The sequence below is a fragment of the Pelomonas dachongensis genome, from assembly GCF_043555865.1.
In the GTDB taxonomy this organism is placed as follows: domain Bacteria; phylum Pseudomonadota; class Gammaproteobacteria; order Burkholderiales; family Burkholderiaceae_C; genus Pelomonas; species Pelomonas dachongensis.
Map to the genome: position 1 here is coordinate 208,607 of NZ_JBIGHY010000007.1, position 13,397 is coordinate 222,003.

At 68.9% G+C, this 13,397-nt stretch carries 13 protein-coding genes; 3 read left to right on the forward strand and 10 right to left on the reverse strand.

Annotation, left to right across the window (positions count from 1 at the left end):
• Positions 1-13: 13 nt before the first annotated feature.
• The 7 genes from ACG02S_RS19185 to def form a co-directional block, all read right to left on the reverse strand.
• Entirely contained in the window at positions 14-331 is a 318-nt protein-coding gene (locus ACG02S_RS19185; RefSeq protein WP_394472214.1) for an AzlD domain-containing protein, read from the reverse strand.
• An 8-nt stretch (positions 332-339) separates the two neighbouring features.
• On the reverse strand, positions 340-1,056 hold the full coding sequence (locus ACG02S_RS19190) for an AzlC family ABC transporter permease (RefSeq protein ID WP_394472094.1): 717 nt from the start codon (positions 1,054-1,056) through the stop codon (positions 340-342).
• A 24-nt stretch (positions 1,057-1,080) separates the two neighbouring features.
• The gene (locus tag ACG02S_RS19195) at positions 1,081-1,827 is read right to left on the reverse strand and encodes a head GIN domain-containing protein (protein ID WP_394472095.1); all 747 of its coding nucleotides are present in this window, start codon (positions 1,825-1,827) and stop codon (positions 1,081-1,083) included.
• Between the two features lie 142 nt (positions 1,828-1,969).
• Positions 1,970-2,317, reverse strand: coding sequence for a hypothetical protein (locus ACG02S_RS19200; RefSeq protein WP_394472096.1), 348 nt, complete (start codon positions 2,315-2,317; stop codon positions 1,970-1,972).
• Between the two features lie 36 nt (positions 2,318-2,353).
• Positions 2,354-3,214: a zinc metalloprotease HtpX gene (htpX, locus tag ACG02S_RS19205; protein WP_394472097.1), complete on the reverse strand. Its 861-nt coding sequence runs from the start codon at positions 3,212-3,214 to the stop codon at positions 2,354-2,356.
• A 58-nt stretch (positions 3,215-3,272) separates the two neighbouring features.
• Complete coding sequence (fmt, locus tag ACG02S_RS19210) at positions 3,273-4,205, reverse strand: methionyl-tRNA formyltransferase (RefSeq protein WP_394472098.1); 933 nt, start codon at positions 4,203-4,205, stop codon at positions 3,273-3,275.
• Between the two features lie 13 nt (positions 4,206-4,218).
• Positions 4,219-4,755, reverse strand: coding sequence for a peptide deformylase (gene def / locus ACG02S_RS19215; RefSeq protein WP_394472099.1), 537 nt, complete (start codon positions 4,753-4,755; stop codon positions 4,219-4,221).
• 127 nt (positions 4,756-4,882) lie between these two features.
• Here def and ACG02S_RS19220 point away from each other — a divergent pair, with 127 nt between their 5' ends.
• From ACG02S_RS19220 to ACG02S_RS19230, 3 genes are all read left to right on the forward strand, one after another.
• The gene (locus ACG02S_RS19220; RefSeq protein ID WP_394472100.1) at positions 4,883-6,037 is read left to right on the forward strand and encodes a LysM peptidoglycan-binding domain-containing protein; all 1,155 of its coding nucleotides are present in this window, start codon (positions 4,883-4,885) and stop codon (positions 6,035-6,037) included.
• A 157-nt stretch (positions 6,038-6,194) separates the two neighbouring features.
• Positions 6,195-7,292, forward strand: a complete 1,098-nt coding sequence (dprA, locus tag ACG02S_RS19225; protein ID WP_394472101.1) for a DNA-processing protein DprA — start codon at positions 6,195-6,197, stop codon at positions 7,290-7,292.
• 85 nt (positions 7,293-7,377) lie between these two features.
• Entirely contained in the window at positions 7,378-7,830 is a 453-nt protein-coding gene (locus tag ACG02S_RS19230) for a Smg family protein (protein ID WP_394472102.1), read from the forward strand.
• An 86-nt stretch (positions 7,831-7,916) separates the two neighbouring features.
• Here ACG02S_RS19230 and ACG02S_RS19235 read toward each other — a convergent pair whose 3' ends face one another.
• Genes ACG02S_RS19235 through secD form a run of 3 tightly spaced genes read right to left on the reverse strand, consistent with a single transcriptional unit; the run spans position 7,917 to position 13,361 of the window.
• A complete protein-coding gene (locus tag ACG02S_RS19235) occupies positions 7,917-10,364 on the reverse strand; it encodes a DUF1631 family protein (RefSeq protein WP_394472103.1) in 2,448 nt (815 codons plus the stop codon).
• A 45-nt stretch (positions 10,365-10,409) separates the two neighbouring features.
• Positions 10,410-11,447, reverse strand: coding sequence for a protein translocase subunit SecF (gene secF / locus ACG02S_RS19240; RefSeq protein ID WP_394472104.1), 1,038 nt, complete (start codon positions 11,445-11,447; stop codon positions 10,410-10,412).
• Between the two features lie 12 nt (positions 11,448-11,459).
• The gene (secD, locus tag ACG02S_RS19245) at positions 11,460-13,361 is read right to left on the reverse strand and encodes a protein translocase subunit SecD (protein ID WP_394472105.1); all 1,902 of its coding nucleotides are present in this window, start codon (positions 13,359-13,361) and stop codon (positions 11,460-11,462) included.
• Positions 13,362-13,397 lie beyond the last annotated feature (36 nt).

Consider the following 13,397-nt stretch of genomic DNA (forward strand, 5'->3'; position numbering starts at 1 on the left):
CGTTCCGCAGCGGTTACCAGCCGAGACCGAGCTTCAGCGGCAGCATGACCGCCATGCCAACGAGGATGGTGCCGAGCAACTCGCGGCGCCAGAAGTAGTAGGCCGTCGCGGCCAGCGCGGCGGGCCAGCGCGGGTCCTGCCAGGTCGTGATGACCTGGCCCTGCGTCATGAAGATCTCCGGCGCGACGACCGCCACCAGCGCGGCCAGCGGCGCCATCTTCAGCAGCTCGCGCAGCCAGTCCGGCGTCGGCAGCGGCTTGCTGCCGATCATGAAGAAGCCGCGCGTCACCACGGTGATGGCGCCCAGACCCACCAGTGCGATCCAGGTCATCCACTCCGTCACGGGCGGCCCTTTCGCGCATCCAGCCACCAGCCCACCGCACCGGCTGCCACGATGGCGCACAGGATGTTGAGCTTCAGCGGCAGCGAGTAGGTCGCGATGGACACGGCGCCCGCCGTGATCGCCACCCACCACAGCATCTTCTCAACCAGCAGCGAGTACGACAGCCCCAGCAGCGCCATCACGCCGGCAAAGCCGATGCCCCAGTGCGCCGGGATGCGGTCAGCAAGCAGGATGCCGGTGAAGGAGGCGACCTGCCACATCGGCCAGTTCACGGCCACGCCGCCCCAGAAGTAGCGCTGCTGGCCTGGGGCCGGCTGGGCGTCGGGGTAGCGCTTCACGAAGTAGACGAAGTTCAGGTCGGCCGCGAAGTACGTTGTCATCAGCCGGCGCACGCGCGGCAGGTGCCCGAAATAGTGGCGCCACTGCGCGCTGAAGATGACGAAGCGCAGGTTCACGCAGAACGCCGTCGCCAGCAGCACCCACAGCGGCGCGCCGGACGCGATCAGCGGCAGCGCCGTCAGCTGCGCGCTGCCCGCGAACACCAGCAGCGACATGCCCATGGCCAGCGGTAGGCTGAGGCCGCTCTTGACCATCGTGATGCCCGTCACCAGGCCCCAGGCGGCCAGCCCCAGCGAGGGGGAGGCCATGTCACGCACGCCCTGGCGGAAGTCGTCGTCCGCAGTCAGCGCGCGCAGTCGTTCAGGAAACTGCATCCCGCCATTGTCGGCGGGAGCGGCTCACCTCTCGAACCGACGGACTTTGCCGCTGCCGGCGATGGAGGAGCTGATCTCCGGCGCGCCGACGTACTTCACGTCGCCGCTGCCGGCGATGGAGACCTTCAGCGTCTTGGTGGCCTGCACCTGCGCGTCGCCGCTGCCGGCAATGCTGACCTTGACCTCCTCGGCCGCGAAGTCGGCGGCCTTCACATCGCCGCTGCCGGCGATGCTGATCGTCGCCTGCGGCGCCCGGCCGGTCGCCGTGAACCCGCCGCTGCCGCTGACCTTCACGACCAGGCGCTCGGCATCCAGGTTGCCGAAGCGGATGTCGCCCGAACCGGCGATCGCGGCCTCGACGCCCTCGGTCTTCATCGCCTCGACCTTGATGTTGCCCGACCCCGCCACGGACAGCGCGCGCAGCGACGGCATCTCGAGGGTGAGGCTGGGCAGCGTCTTCGTGGACAGATGGAAGCCCTTCCTCGGCTGGATGCGCAGCGTGCGGCCGTCCAGTTCGGCCTCGATGTAGGGCAGCACGTTGCGGTCAGCCTTGACCTCGACCTTGTGGCCCGTGCCCTGGCGGATCAGCACGTTGAAGCCGCCGGCCAGCGACACGCTGTCGAAGCTGCCCGTACTGCGGGCCTCGGTGGCCACGTCGCCATTGCCGACGATGCGCTCGCCCTTGTTGCTCCAGCTCCAGGCCTGGGCCGAACCGCCCAGCACGGCGGCGCTGACGAGACCGAGGGCGAACAGGCGGCGAGTGGTGTGCATGGCGGGCTCCATCGAGATCGAAGTGTTGATGGACGCCATGTTGCCGGCGCGGCCCGGCGCTTGCCGAGGCCGGCGCGACGATGCGCAAGAACGAGGGGCTGAAATGCACCTGGGCGCGCTGCGCCGCAACGCGAGGCCAGGCTCAGCTCGACGCCTTGCGCGCCGGCTTCTCCTCGACCTCTTCGTCGGGTGGCGGCTTCACGGTGCCCGGGCGCGGCACCACCGGCGCGACGCCTTCGAGCTTGTTCTCGCGCATGTACTCGTCCATCTCGCGCCAGCCGGCGTAGACCGCCGCCTTCTGCGCCTTGGGATTGAGCACGTAGCAGTCCTCGATGGCGCGCATCGCGTGCCGACAGGCACTGCCGATGGCACGCGCCTCGGCCTCCTTGGCGGCGGCCACCTTGACCGGGTCGTCGATGCCCAGCTGCTCGCAGGCCGACAAGGCCATCAGCAGGGGCAAGACCAGGGCGGTGGCGGGAAAGCGCTTCATGGCGTCAGGTATCGGCCGCCGGCACGGGAACTTGAATCAACGACGCGCGCCGCCGCCCTGCGCCATCGCCATCAGGCGCGCCACTCGCTCCTCGGTCGCCGGGTGGGTGGAGAACAGCCCGCGCAGCCCGCCGCCGGACAGCGGGTTCATGATCATCATCTGCGCCGTTTCCGGGTGAGCCTCGGCGGTGTTCAGCGGGATGCCCTGCGCATAGCGGTGGATCTTGTCCAGCGCCGAGGCCAGCGCGGCCGGGTCGCCGGAAATCTCGGCGCCACCGCGGTCGGCCTCGAACTCGCGCGAGCGGCTGATGGCCATCTGGATCAGGCTGGCCGCCAGCGGCGCCAGCAGCGCTACCGCGATGCCGGCGATCGGGTTGGTCGGCCGGCCGTTCTCGTCACGCCCGCCAAAGAAGGCCGCGAAGTTGGCCAGCATGGAGATCGCACCCGCCATGGTCGCGCTGATGGTGCTGATCAGGATATCGCGGTGCGCTACGTGGGCCAGCTCGTGCGCCATCACGCCGCGCAGCTCGCGCTCGGACAGCACGCGCAGGATACCGGTGGTGGCCGCGACGGCGGCGTTCTCCGGGTTGCGACCGGTGGCGAACGCGTTGGGCGCCTGCTCGTCGATCAGGTAGACCTTGGGCATGGGCAGGTTGGCACGCTGCGCCAGCTCACGCACCATGCCGTAGAACTGCGGCGCTGAACTCGCGTCGACCTCGCGGGCGTTGTACATCTTCAGCACCAGCTTGTCGGAGAACCAGTAGCTGTAGAAGTTCATGCCGACGGCCACGGCCAGCGCGATCAGCATGCCGGTCTGGCCGCCGATCATGGCGCCGACGGCCATGAACAGCGCCGTGATGGCGGCCATCAGGACGGCGGTCTTCACGAGGTTGAACATTGCTTCGAACTCCGGTGGATGGACAACGACGTGGCAGATGGTGCCATGCCGGCGAGTTTCAAGCGTCGAAACGCTCGCCTGTCGCCACCGGCCGGGCCTGCAGGAATGCTGCCGCCGGCCCGCGCTTGCCGCCGGCGCGCTGCAGCTCCGTCAGCTTCAATGCGCCGTCACCGCACGCAACGACCGGCCCCGGCGCGATGACCTCGCCCGGCGCGCCCTGCCCTGCGGCCAGCTCGACGCGCCAGACCTTGACCACCTCGCCCGCCAGCGTCGCGACGCCGCCCGGGAACGGGTCGAACGCGCGCAGGCGCCGCTCGATCTCGGTGGCGGGCTGGCGCCAGTCGATGGTGCTTTCGGCCTTCTCGATCTTGTGGGCATAGGTGACGCCGTCGACCGGCTGCGGCGTGCGAGTCAGCGAGGCCGCTTGCAGCGCTTCGACGATGAGCCGCCCGCCCATCACGGCGAGGCGGTCGTGCAGCACGGCCGTCGTGTCGTCGGCCCGGATGGGCTCGCGGTCCACCAACAGCATGTCGCCGGTGTCCAGCCCCGCGTCCATCTGCATGATGGTGATGCCGGTCTGGTCGTCACCGGCCTCGATCGCGCGGTGGATGGGCGCCGCGCCGCGCCAGCGCGGCAGCAGCGAGGCATGGATGTTCAGGCAGCCGCGGCGCGGGGTGTCGAGCACCCATTGCGGCAGGATCAGGCCATAGGCGGCGACCACCATCACGTCGGCATCCACGGCCAGCAACGCGTCACGGGCCGCAGCGGCGTCGGCGGCATATTTGCCGTCCAGCTTCAGGCCCTGCGGCTGCGCGACCGTGATGCCCGCGGACACCGCCCGCTGCTTCACGCTGGAGGCCTGCAGCTTCATGCCGCGGCCGGCCGGCCGATCGGGCTGGGTCAGCACCAGCGGCACGCTGAAGCCGGCGGCCAGCAGCGCGTCCAGCGCCACGGCGGCGAACTCCGGCGTGCCGGCGAAAACAACTCTCATGACGCGCCCCGCATCACAGCCGTTGGTTGCGCTTCTTGGCTTCCGCCTCGTCCTCGCGCTGCTTCTTGACCAGCTTGGTCTTGATGCGGTCGCGCTTGAGCGGACTCAGGTACTCGACGAACACCTTGCCCAGCAGATGGTCCAGCTCGTGCTGCACGCACACGGCCAGCAGACCGTCGGCGTCGAACTCGTAGAGCTCACCGTCGCGGTTGGTCGCGCGCACGGTGACTTCGGCATGCCGGACCACCTTGTCGTAGATCGTCGGCACGGACAGGCACCCCTCTTCGCCGTCCACCATGCGCTCGCTGGTCTTGATGATCTCGGGGTTGATCAGCACGCGCGGCGTGTCGCGGTCCTGCGAGGTGTCGATGACGACCACACGCTCGTGCACGTCCACCTGCGTGGCGGCAAGCCCCACGCCGTCGGCGGCGTACATGGTTTCCAGCATGTCGTCGACGAGCTGGCGGATGCGGGCGTCCACCTCGGCCACCGGCTTGGCGACGGTGTGCAGGCGCGGGTCGGGGAAGCGGAGGATGTTGAGCTGGGCCATGACTTGTGGGGCTGCGGCCACGGCGCGCGCTTTGTAAGCACTCGCAAGCGCGGGCCGGCCGGGTTGAATGCGGGCAGAATCGCTCGGATTTTCGCCGATCCGGCAATTCCCTCGGAGACTGCCCTCGATGCCCGCTGCCCGTCCCGCCCAAATCGTTGCGGCCTGCCTGACCCTTGCGCTGACGTCGGCCTGGGCTCAGACCAGTTCGCTGCCTGTCACGGCCGACCAACGGCGCGTGGCCGATCAGGTCGCCGCAGCGGGCGTGCCGTTGAGCGAGCTGTCACCGACCGCCCCCGACCAGCACGTGGTCAAGCCGGGCGACACGCTGTGGGACATCTCGGGTTTGTTCCTGAAGACCCCGTGGCGCTGGCCCGAGCTGTGGGGCATGAACCGCGACCAGATCCGCAACCCGCACCTGATCTACCCAGGCCAGGTGCTGTTTCTGGTGAAGACCGATGGCCGCGCTCGGCTGCAGTTCGGCCAGCGCGTGGGCGGCGGCGCCGGCGACACGGTCAAGCTGAGCCCGCAGATGCGCGTCTCGCCGCTGAGCGGCAACGCGATCCCCCCGATTTCGCTGCAACTGATCCAGCCTTTCCTGACCGAAGCAGTCGTGTTCGACACCGACCAGCTCGCCACCGCGCCGCGCGTCGTCGCAGCGCAGGAGGGTCATGTCATGCTGGGCAAAGGCGAGCTGGCCTACGCGCGCGGCGACTTTGGCGGCGTGACGGACTTCCGCGTGTTCCGCAACGCCCGCCCGCTGCGCGACCCGACCACCAAGGAGATCCTTGGCTACGAGGCGCCTTACGTGGGCACGGCCGACCTGATTCGCCCGGCCGCGGACCGCAAAACGCCCGACGGCAAGACCGAGATCGTGCCCGCGACGCTGATGATCAAGGATGTCAAGCAGGAAGTGGGCATCGGCGACCGCCTGGCGCCCGCACCCCAGCGCAACCTGGAACGCTATGTGCCGCACGCACCCGACCAGGCCATGGCGGGTCAAATCGTGTCGGTCTACGGCGAGGCCGTCAACGCGGGCCAGAACCAGATCGTGGCGCTGAACCGCGGCAAGCGCGACGGCGTGGAGCGCGGCCACGTGTTTGCGCTGTGGCGCGACGGCGACCGCGTCACCGACAAGACCACCGCCCGTCCCGAGGCCATCAAGCTGCCGGACGAGCGCCACGGCGTGCTGTTCGTGTTCGAGGTCTACGAACGCGTGTCCTACGCGCTGATCATTTCGGTGAAGGAACCGGTCAAGCCTGGGGACCGGTTCACGCAACCATGAGCCCCTCGCCTAGCCTCGCATCGCTGAACGCGAGCGAGTCTGGTCGGTCCCCCGAGGGGAAGGCGATGCTTGCGGCGTCGAGCCGCAAGCACATCGCCAGACGGGCCGGCTTGGGGGCGACCCGGCGCCCGGCCCGGCAAACGCAACCGCTGCGCTGATGAACACCGCGCTGACCTCTTCCGAGCTGGCCGCCTGGCTGCGGCTGACGGAGAGCGTCGGCCCCGGTGCGGCCCGGCGGTTGCTGGCCATGGCCGGCAGTGCCGAGGCGGTGTTCGAGCTGCCGGCCGCTGCGCTCGACCAAACGCTGCCGCCCAAGCAGCGGGACGCCTTCAGCCGCCCGCCCGAACACCTGGCCGAGCTGATCGCCAACGCCGGCGCCTGGGTGCAGCAGCCCGGCCACGCGCTGCTGACGCTGGGCGACCCCGACTACCCGCCGCAACTGCTGGCCACCGCCGATCCGCCCCTGCTGCTGTGGCTGCAAGGCCGGCGCGAACTGCTGGCGACGCCGTCGCTGGCCATCGTGGGCAGTCGCGATCCGACCGCCCAGGGCGCCTACAACGCCCGCGCCTTCTCCCGCGCGCTGGCACGCGATGGCTACACCATCGTCTCCGGGCTGGCCCTGGGCGTGGACGCCGCCGCCCATGAAGGCGCGCTGGACGCCGGCGGCGCCACGATCGCCGTTGTCGGCACCGGGCTGGATCAGGTCTACCCGCGCCGCAACGCCGGCCTGGCCGCGCGGCTGCTGGACGGCGGCGGGCTGATGCTCAGCGAGTACGCGCTGGGCATGCCCGTGCTGCAGGCCAACTTTCCAAAGCGCAACCGCATCATTGCCGGGCTCAGCCAGGGCTGCCTGGTGGTCGAGGCGGCGGTGCAGTCAGGCTCGCTGATCACGGCCCGCCTGGCCGCCGAGGCCGGCCGCGAGGTGTTCGCCATCCCCGGTTCCATCCACTCGCCGCAGTCGCGCGGCTGCCATGCGCTGATCCGGCAGGGCGCCAAGCTGGTGGAATCGGCAGAGGATGTGCGGGAGGAGCTGTCGGGCCAGGTGGCTCCGGCCGCCCCCGAGGTCGCCCAGGCACCGCACGAACAGCATGCGCTGCTGGACGCTATGGGCTTCGATCCGGTCAGCCTGGACGCACTGATGGCCCGCTGCGGCTGGCCCGCCCCCGAGCTGAGCGCGGCGCTGCTGGAGCTGGAACTGGAAGGCCACGTTGCCCGTCTGGCGGGTCAGCTGTTCCAGCGCCGCCGACAGGGTTGACGGGTTAACGCCGGATATCCGCGGCGGATCCGAGGGCTTATTCGCGTCCAGGCGCCGCGGGGCCCTGGGCTATCATCCCGCCACGATGTTCGATGTCCTCGTCTACCTCTACGAGACCTACTGGCGGCCGGACGCCTGTCCCGACCATGCGCAGCTGACGCGCAAGCTGACGGCGGTGGGCTTCGAGAATGACGAGATCCAGGAGGCCCTCAGCTGGCTGGACGGCCTGGCCAGCGCAGGCGAGGCGTACCACGGCGAGCAGAGTGCGCATGCGCTGCGCGTCTACTCGCCCGCCGAGGTCGACCACCTGGGCGAGGCGTCCATCGGCTTCGTCAGCTTCCTCGAATCCGCTGGCGTGCTGCCGGGCCCGATGCGCGAGATGGTCATCGACCGCGCGATGGCCATCGGCGGCAACGGCATGGACCTGGAAGACCTGAAGATCATCGTGCTGATGGTGTTCTGGAGCCTGGGCGAGGAGCCCGACGCGCTGATCCTGGACGAGCTGTTCGTCGCACCGGAAGAGCGGCTGATCCACTGAGATTGCCTCCCCGGATAGCAAACGGCGCCTCACGCGCCGTTTTCAATTCCCTGAGCCAATCAGCGTCGGCCCAGACCGACCAATACTTACTTGAGCAGCTGCTCGGGATCGGCGTCCAGCTTGGCCAGCGCCTTGCGAGTGGCCTGCACGGTCAGCGACTCGTCCTGCGCCGGCAGCAGCAGGCCGGCCTGCAGGAACGCGGCCATGCGGTTCAACGAGAACAGCACGCCGCGGCCCTTGGGCGTGACGAAAAGCGCCAGCTGCTTGCGCAGGCCGCGCCAGGCCAACTGCACCTGCTCGTTGCGGCCGCGGTAGTCCAGCATGAACCAGCCGCCCACCTGCAGCTCACGCGCCCAGGCGACCATCGCCGGCGTGGGCGCGGAACCGCCTTCGGCCACCACCTCCATGCCGTCGGATTCGTGGCCGGACAGGTCGCGCACCAGCATCTCGTCGACATGGCTGTCGCCTTCGACGTCTTCGGGCAGCATGGCCTCCAGCGTCTCCAGTTGGTCCATCAGCTCGTCCAGACGCTCGCGCGGGATGGCCGCCGTCTTGGCCGTGAAGGCCGCGGCCAACGCGTTGTTGAGCTGGCGCACATGCTCGTCCTGCTTCTCGATGGCCAGACCGGCGTGGCTCATGCCGTCACGCAGCGTCTTTAACAGCGGCGGCAGCCGGCGGATGACGTCGGCCCGGTCCTCGCGAGATGACTTGGCGCTGGCGCTCCAGATCAGGTCGGCCGCCGCACGCTTCATCGACTTGGTGATGTCGGCCTGCGCGCCCGAGCGCACGGCGGTGACGGCCAGCACGTCAGCCCAGACGTGGAACAGGAAGTCGCGCACGCCGTCCTGCACCGGCACCTCGGACAGCATCTTGCGCAGCTCGATGGTGTACTGGATGGCCAGCGTCTCGCGCTGCTCGACCTGCTGGGCCAGCGACACACCGCGCTTGGACGCCTGGTTCTCGTTCTCGAAGTAGTTGTCGAGGAACTTCTCGAACTCGGTCAGCACAGTCGTGAATACGCGCCGGCCGGTGTCGGGATAGGCCTCGACGACCTGCACCACGCGCTTGATCTCGCGCTCCAGTGCGTCGTTGCTGGCCCGCTCGGCGGCCGGGCCGCTGGCCTGGGCCGCGTTGAAGCCCATCACGCAGGCGCCCATGCGGTCGATGAGGCGGCGTGCGGGGTGGTCGGCGGCGGCGAAGAAGTCAGGCTCGCTGACCGCCACGCGCAGCACTGGCATCTGCAGCCGCGCGAACCAGACCCGAACCGTGGCCGGGATGCGCTCCTCGGTCAGGATGCTCTGGAACATCATCGCCACGATCTCGATGGTGGCACGCTCGGCCGGCGTGTTGGCAGCCTGCTTCAGGACCTGTTTGAAGGCCTGGTTGCGCGCGCCGATCTCCTCCAGCTGGCGCGGTGCGCTTTGCGGCGTGGTGTCCGCATGCGCGGCGCTGCTGTTGCCGGAAGGGCGACGCAGTGACTCCTGCGCGTGCTTGATGGCGCCCGCCAGGCGCGGCGACGCCGGCGATGCCGGCTGGGCGAGCTGCGGCGCCGTGGCCAGCGAAGGGCGCGGTGCGGAAACGGCGCCGGGCTCGGTCTCGGCGGCAGCACTCAATGCGGCCAGGCTGGGCCTGCCGGCGCCAGGGCGCGCGGGCACCTGGCTCTTCGTGACTGGGAAACCGGGCACGTGGCGCGACAGCACCCGCTGCAGCTGGGCCATCACTTCGTCGGCCTGCGCACTGGCGCGGCTGCGCGGCTGCTCGACGCCGCCCGACGATTCGGACAGCGGCGCCAGCCCCGAGCTTGGCGCCGACACCGGCCCGGCGGCGGCAGGCAGGGCCGGCTGTGCAGTGGCAGCCGTGGTCGCCGCGGAAGCGGCCTGCGCCGTGCGGCGGATGAAGGGCCGCAGGTCGACCTCCGGCAGCACCTTCTGGGCGATCAGCCAGCGGTTGGTCTCGTGATAGGCCTCGCTGACCAGTTGCGCGAACTCCTCGTGCAGCTCGTGGTGCAGCAGCTGCCAGACCTGCGCGTCCAGGCCCACGCGGGTCCACGCGTCCAGCGCGATGCGCGCCACCACGTGGGCGCGCAGCAGGTCCAGCGGCTCCAGGTCGTCGTGCGCCTCCAGCGCCTGCATGCGGGTGCGCAGGTCGGTGAACTCCCACGTCGCGCGGTCCATCATGACCAGCGCCAGCCGGGAGCTGGTGATCTCGCGCTCGATGGTACTGTCGTCGACCAGGCTCATCTTGACCGACGGGGCCGAGGACGCGTCGGTTTCGCGGCCGGCTTCGGACACGCCGTGCGTGGCCGCGTGGCGCAGCGCGCCGACGACGGCCATCTGCCAGTTGGGGCCCAGCTTCTGCCAGGCCTGCACCGCATCGCGACGCGCCTGCACGACGGCATGCGAGGCCGCCTGGGACAGCAGGTTGTGGGCGCCCTGGCCGACAGCCGCCAACAGCGGCGTCATGCCCCGCACCAGGGCTTCCAGGTAGACACGCCGTGCCTGGGTGGCCAGGGCCTGGTTGCGAGCGGCGGTCATGGGAACGTCAGATCTGCGCGGCGTGAATGGCGGTTGGCAATCACTCTACACGACGGCCCCGGCATTCGGGTCGTTGGGGTCGTCCCGATTTGTCGCCGAATTCTTGATCAGATCCTCGCGCTTCACGCCCAGCCACATCGCGATGGCAGCGGCCACGAAAACGGACGAGTAGATGCCGAACAGGATGCCGATGGTCAGCGCGACGGCGAAGTAATGCAAGGTCGGGCCGCCGAACAGCAGCATGGACAGCACCACCAGCTGCGTGGAGCCGTGCGTGATGATGGTGCGGCTGATCGTGGACGTGATGGCGTGGTCGATGACCTCGTGCGTGTTCAGCTTGCGGAACTTGCGGAAGGCCTCGCGCACCCGGTCGAAGATGACCACGGACTCGTTCACCGAGTAGCCCAGCACCGCCAGGATGGCCGCCAGCACCGCCAGCGAGAACTCCCACTGGAAGAAGGCGAAGAAGCCCAGGATGATGACCACGTCGTGCAGGTTGGCGATGATGCCGGCGACCGCGAACTTCCATTCGAAGCGGATGGCCAGGTAGATCATGATGCCCACGATGGTCATGCCCAGCGCCTTGGCGGCGTCCAGCGCCAGCTCGGCGCCGACCGCGGGGCCGACGACCTCGGAGCGCGACAGCTTGATCGGCTCGGCACCATCGGCCTTCTTGCAGATCTGCTTGCTGACCTGCTCGCCCTGCGCGGTGATCTCCTGGTGCTCGGTGACAGTGCCGGCTTCGACCCTGCACAGCTCGTTGAACACCTTGCCGACCACCTCGGTCTGCTTCTCGCCGGGGCGCACTGGCAGGCGGATCATCACGTCGCGCGACGAGCCGAAGTTCTGCACCTGCACCTCGCCGTAACCCATCTTCTCGATGGTGAGGCGGGTCTTGTCGATCTCCGCCGCCTGGGGGTAAGCCACCTCGATGACGGTGCCGCCGGTGAACTCGATGGAAAAATGCAGCTGGCGCGTGACCAGGAAGTACACGGCGGCGGCGAAGGTAACGAAGCTGATTACGTTGAGGATCAACGCGTGCTTCATGAACGGGATGTCCCGTTTGATGCGGAAGAGTTCCATCGTGTTGCTTTCTCAGGCCTTGGCGGCAGCGTCTTCGGTCGGGGCCTCGGCGGCCGGGGCGTCGGCCTGCGGCCTCCATACCTGGCCGATGGAGATGCTCTTGAGCTTCTTCTGGCGGCCGTACCAGAGGTTCACGAGGCCGCGGGAGAACACGACGGACGAGAACATGGACGTCAGGATGCCCAGGCAGTGCACGACCGCGAAGCCCTTGATCGGGCCGGAGCCGAAGATCAGCAGCGCGAGGCCGGCGATCAGCGTCGTTACGTTGGAGTCCAGGATGGTGTCCCAAGCGTGCTTGTAGCCCAGGTGGATGGCCTGCTGCGGCGCGGCGCCGTTGCGCAGCTCCTCACGCACGCGCTCGTTGATCAGCACATTGGAGTCGATCGCCATGCCCAGCGCGAGCGCCATGGCCGCAATGCCCGGCAGGCTCAGCGTGGCCTGCATCATGGACAGCACGGCCATCAGCAGCAGCAGGTTGAACCCCAGCGCCAGTGACGAGAACACGCCGAACAGCAGGTAGTAGCAGCACATGAACACGGCCACGGCGACGAAGCCCCAGGTCACGCTGGCAATGCCCTTCTCGATGTTCTCCTTGCCCAGGCTCGGGCCGATGGTGCGCTCCTCGATGATCTCCATCGGCGCGGCCAGCGAGCCGGCGCGCAGGAGCAGCGCGGTGTCGGCGGCTTCCTGCGTGGTCATCGCACCCGAGATCTGGAAACGGCTACCCAGCTCGCTGTTGATGTTCGGGGCCGTGACGACCTCGCCCTTGCCCTTCTCGAAGATCAGGATGGCCATGCGCTTGCCGACGTTCTCGCGCGAGACCTCCTTCATGATGCGGGCGCCCTTCGCGTCCACCGTCAGGTGCACGGCGGGCTGCTGCTTGTCGTCGAAGCCGGACTGCGCATCGGTGAGGTTGTCACCGGTCAGCACGACCTGGCGCTTGACGATGATGGGACCGAAGCCGCGGTCGATGAAGCGCTCGGTGCCGAACGGCACGGGGCCGTTGCCGCTCAGTGCGGCCTGGGCTTCGGCGCTGTCGTCCACCATGCGCAGTTCCAGCGTGGCGGTGCGGCCGATGATGTCCTTGGCGCGGGCGGTGTCCTGCACGCCGGGCAGTTGCACGACGATGCGGTCCAGGCCTGATTGCTGGATCACCGGCTCGGTGGTGCCGAGCTCGTTGACGCGGTTGTGCAGCGTCGTGATGTTCTGCTTCAGCGCGGCTTCCTGCGTGGCCACCTGCGCCTGCTGCGACAGGCTGCCGGCGATGCGCAGATCGCTGCCCTCGCCCTGCGGCGTCCAGGTGACCTCGGGCAGCTGCGTCTTCAGCACAGTCACGGCGGCCTGGCGCTGCTCGGCGTCGCGGAAGGCCACCAGCACGGTGTTGCCGTCGCGCGAGATGCCGGCGTGGCGGATGTTCTTCTCGCGCAGCATGGTGCGCACGTCGCCGATCAGCGCCTCGGACTTCTTGGTCAGCGCCGCCTTCATGTCGACCTGCATCAGGAAGTGCACGCCGCCGCGCAGGTCCAGGCCCAGGTACATCGGGTTGGCGTGCAGCGCGGTCAGCCACTGGGGCGAACGCGACAGCAGGTTCAGCGCGACGATGTAGGCCGGGTCCTTGGGATCCGGATTCAACGCCTTGCTGATCACGTCCTTGGCGGCCAGCTGCGTGTCGGGATCGGCGAACCGCGCCTTGACGGAGCTGCCGTCGAACTGCACGTAATCCGCCTGGACACCGGCTTCCTTCAGTGCGGCCTCGATGCGTGCCTGCAGCGCCGTGTCCACCTTGACGGTGACCTTGGCGCTGGAGACCTGCACCGCCGGCGCCTCGCCGAACAGGTTGGGAAGCGTGTAGAGCGTGCCAATCAGCAGCGCGACAAGCAGGATCGCGTACTTCCAGAGCGGATAGCGGTTCATGAGGAGACTTTCTTGTCAGCGCCGCGGTGGCACCGG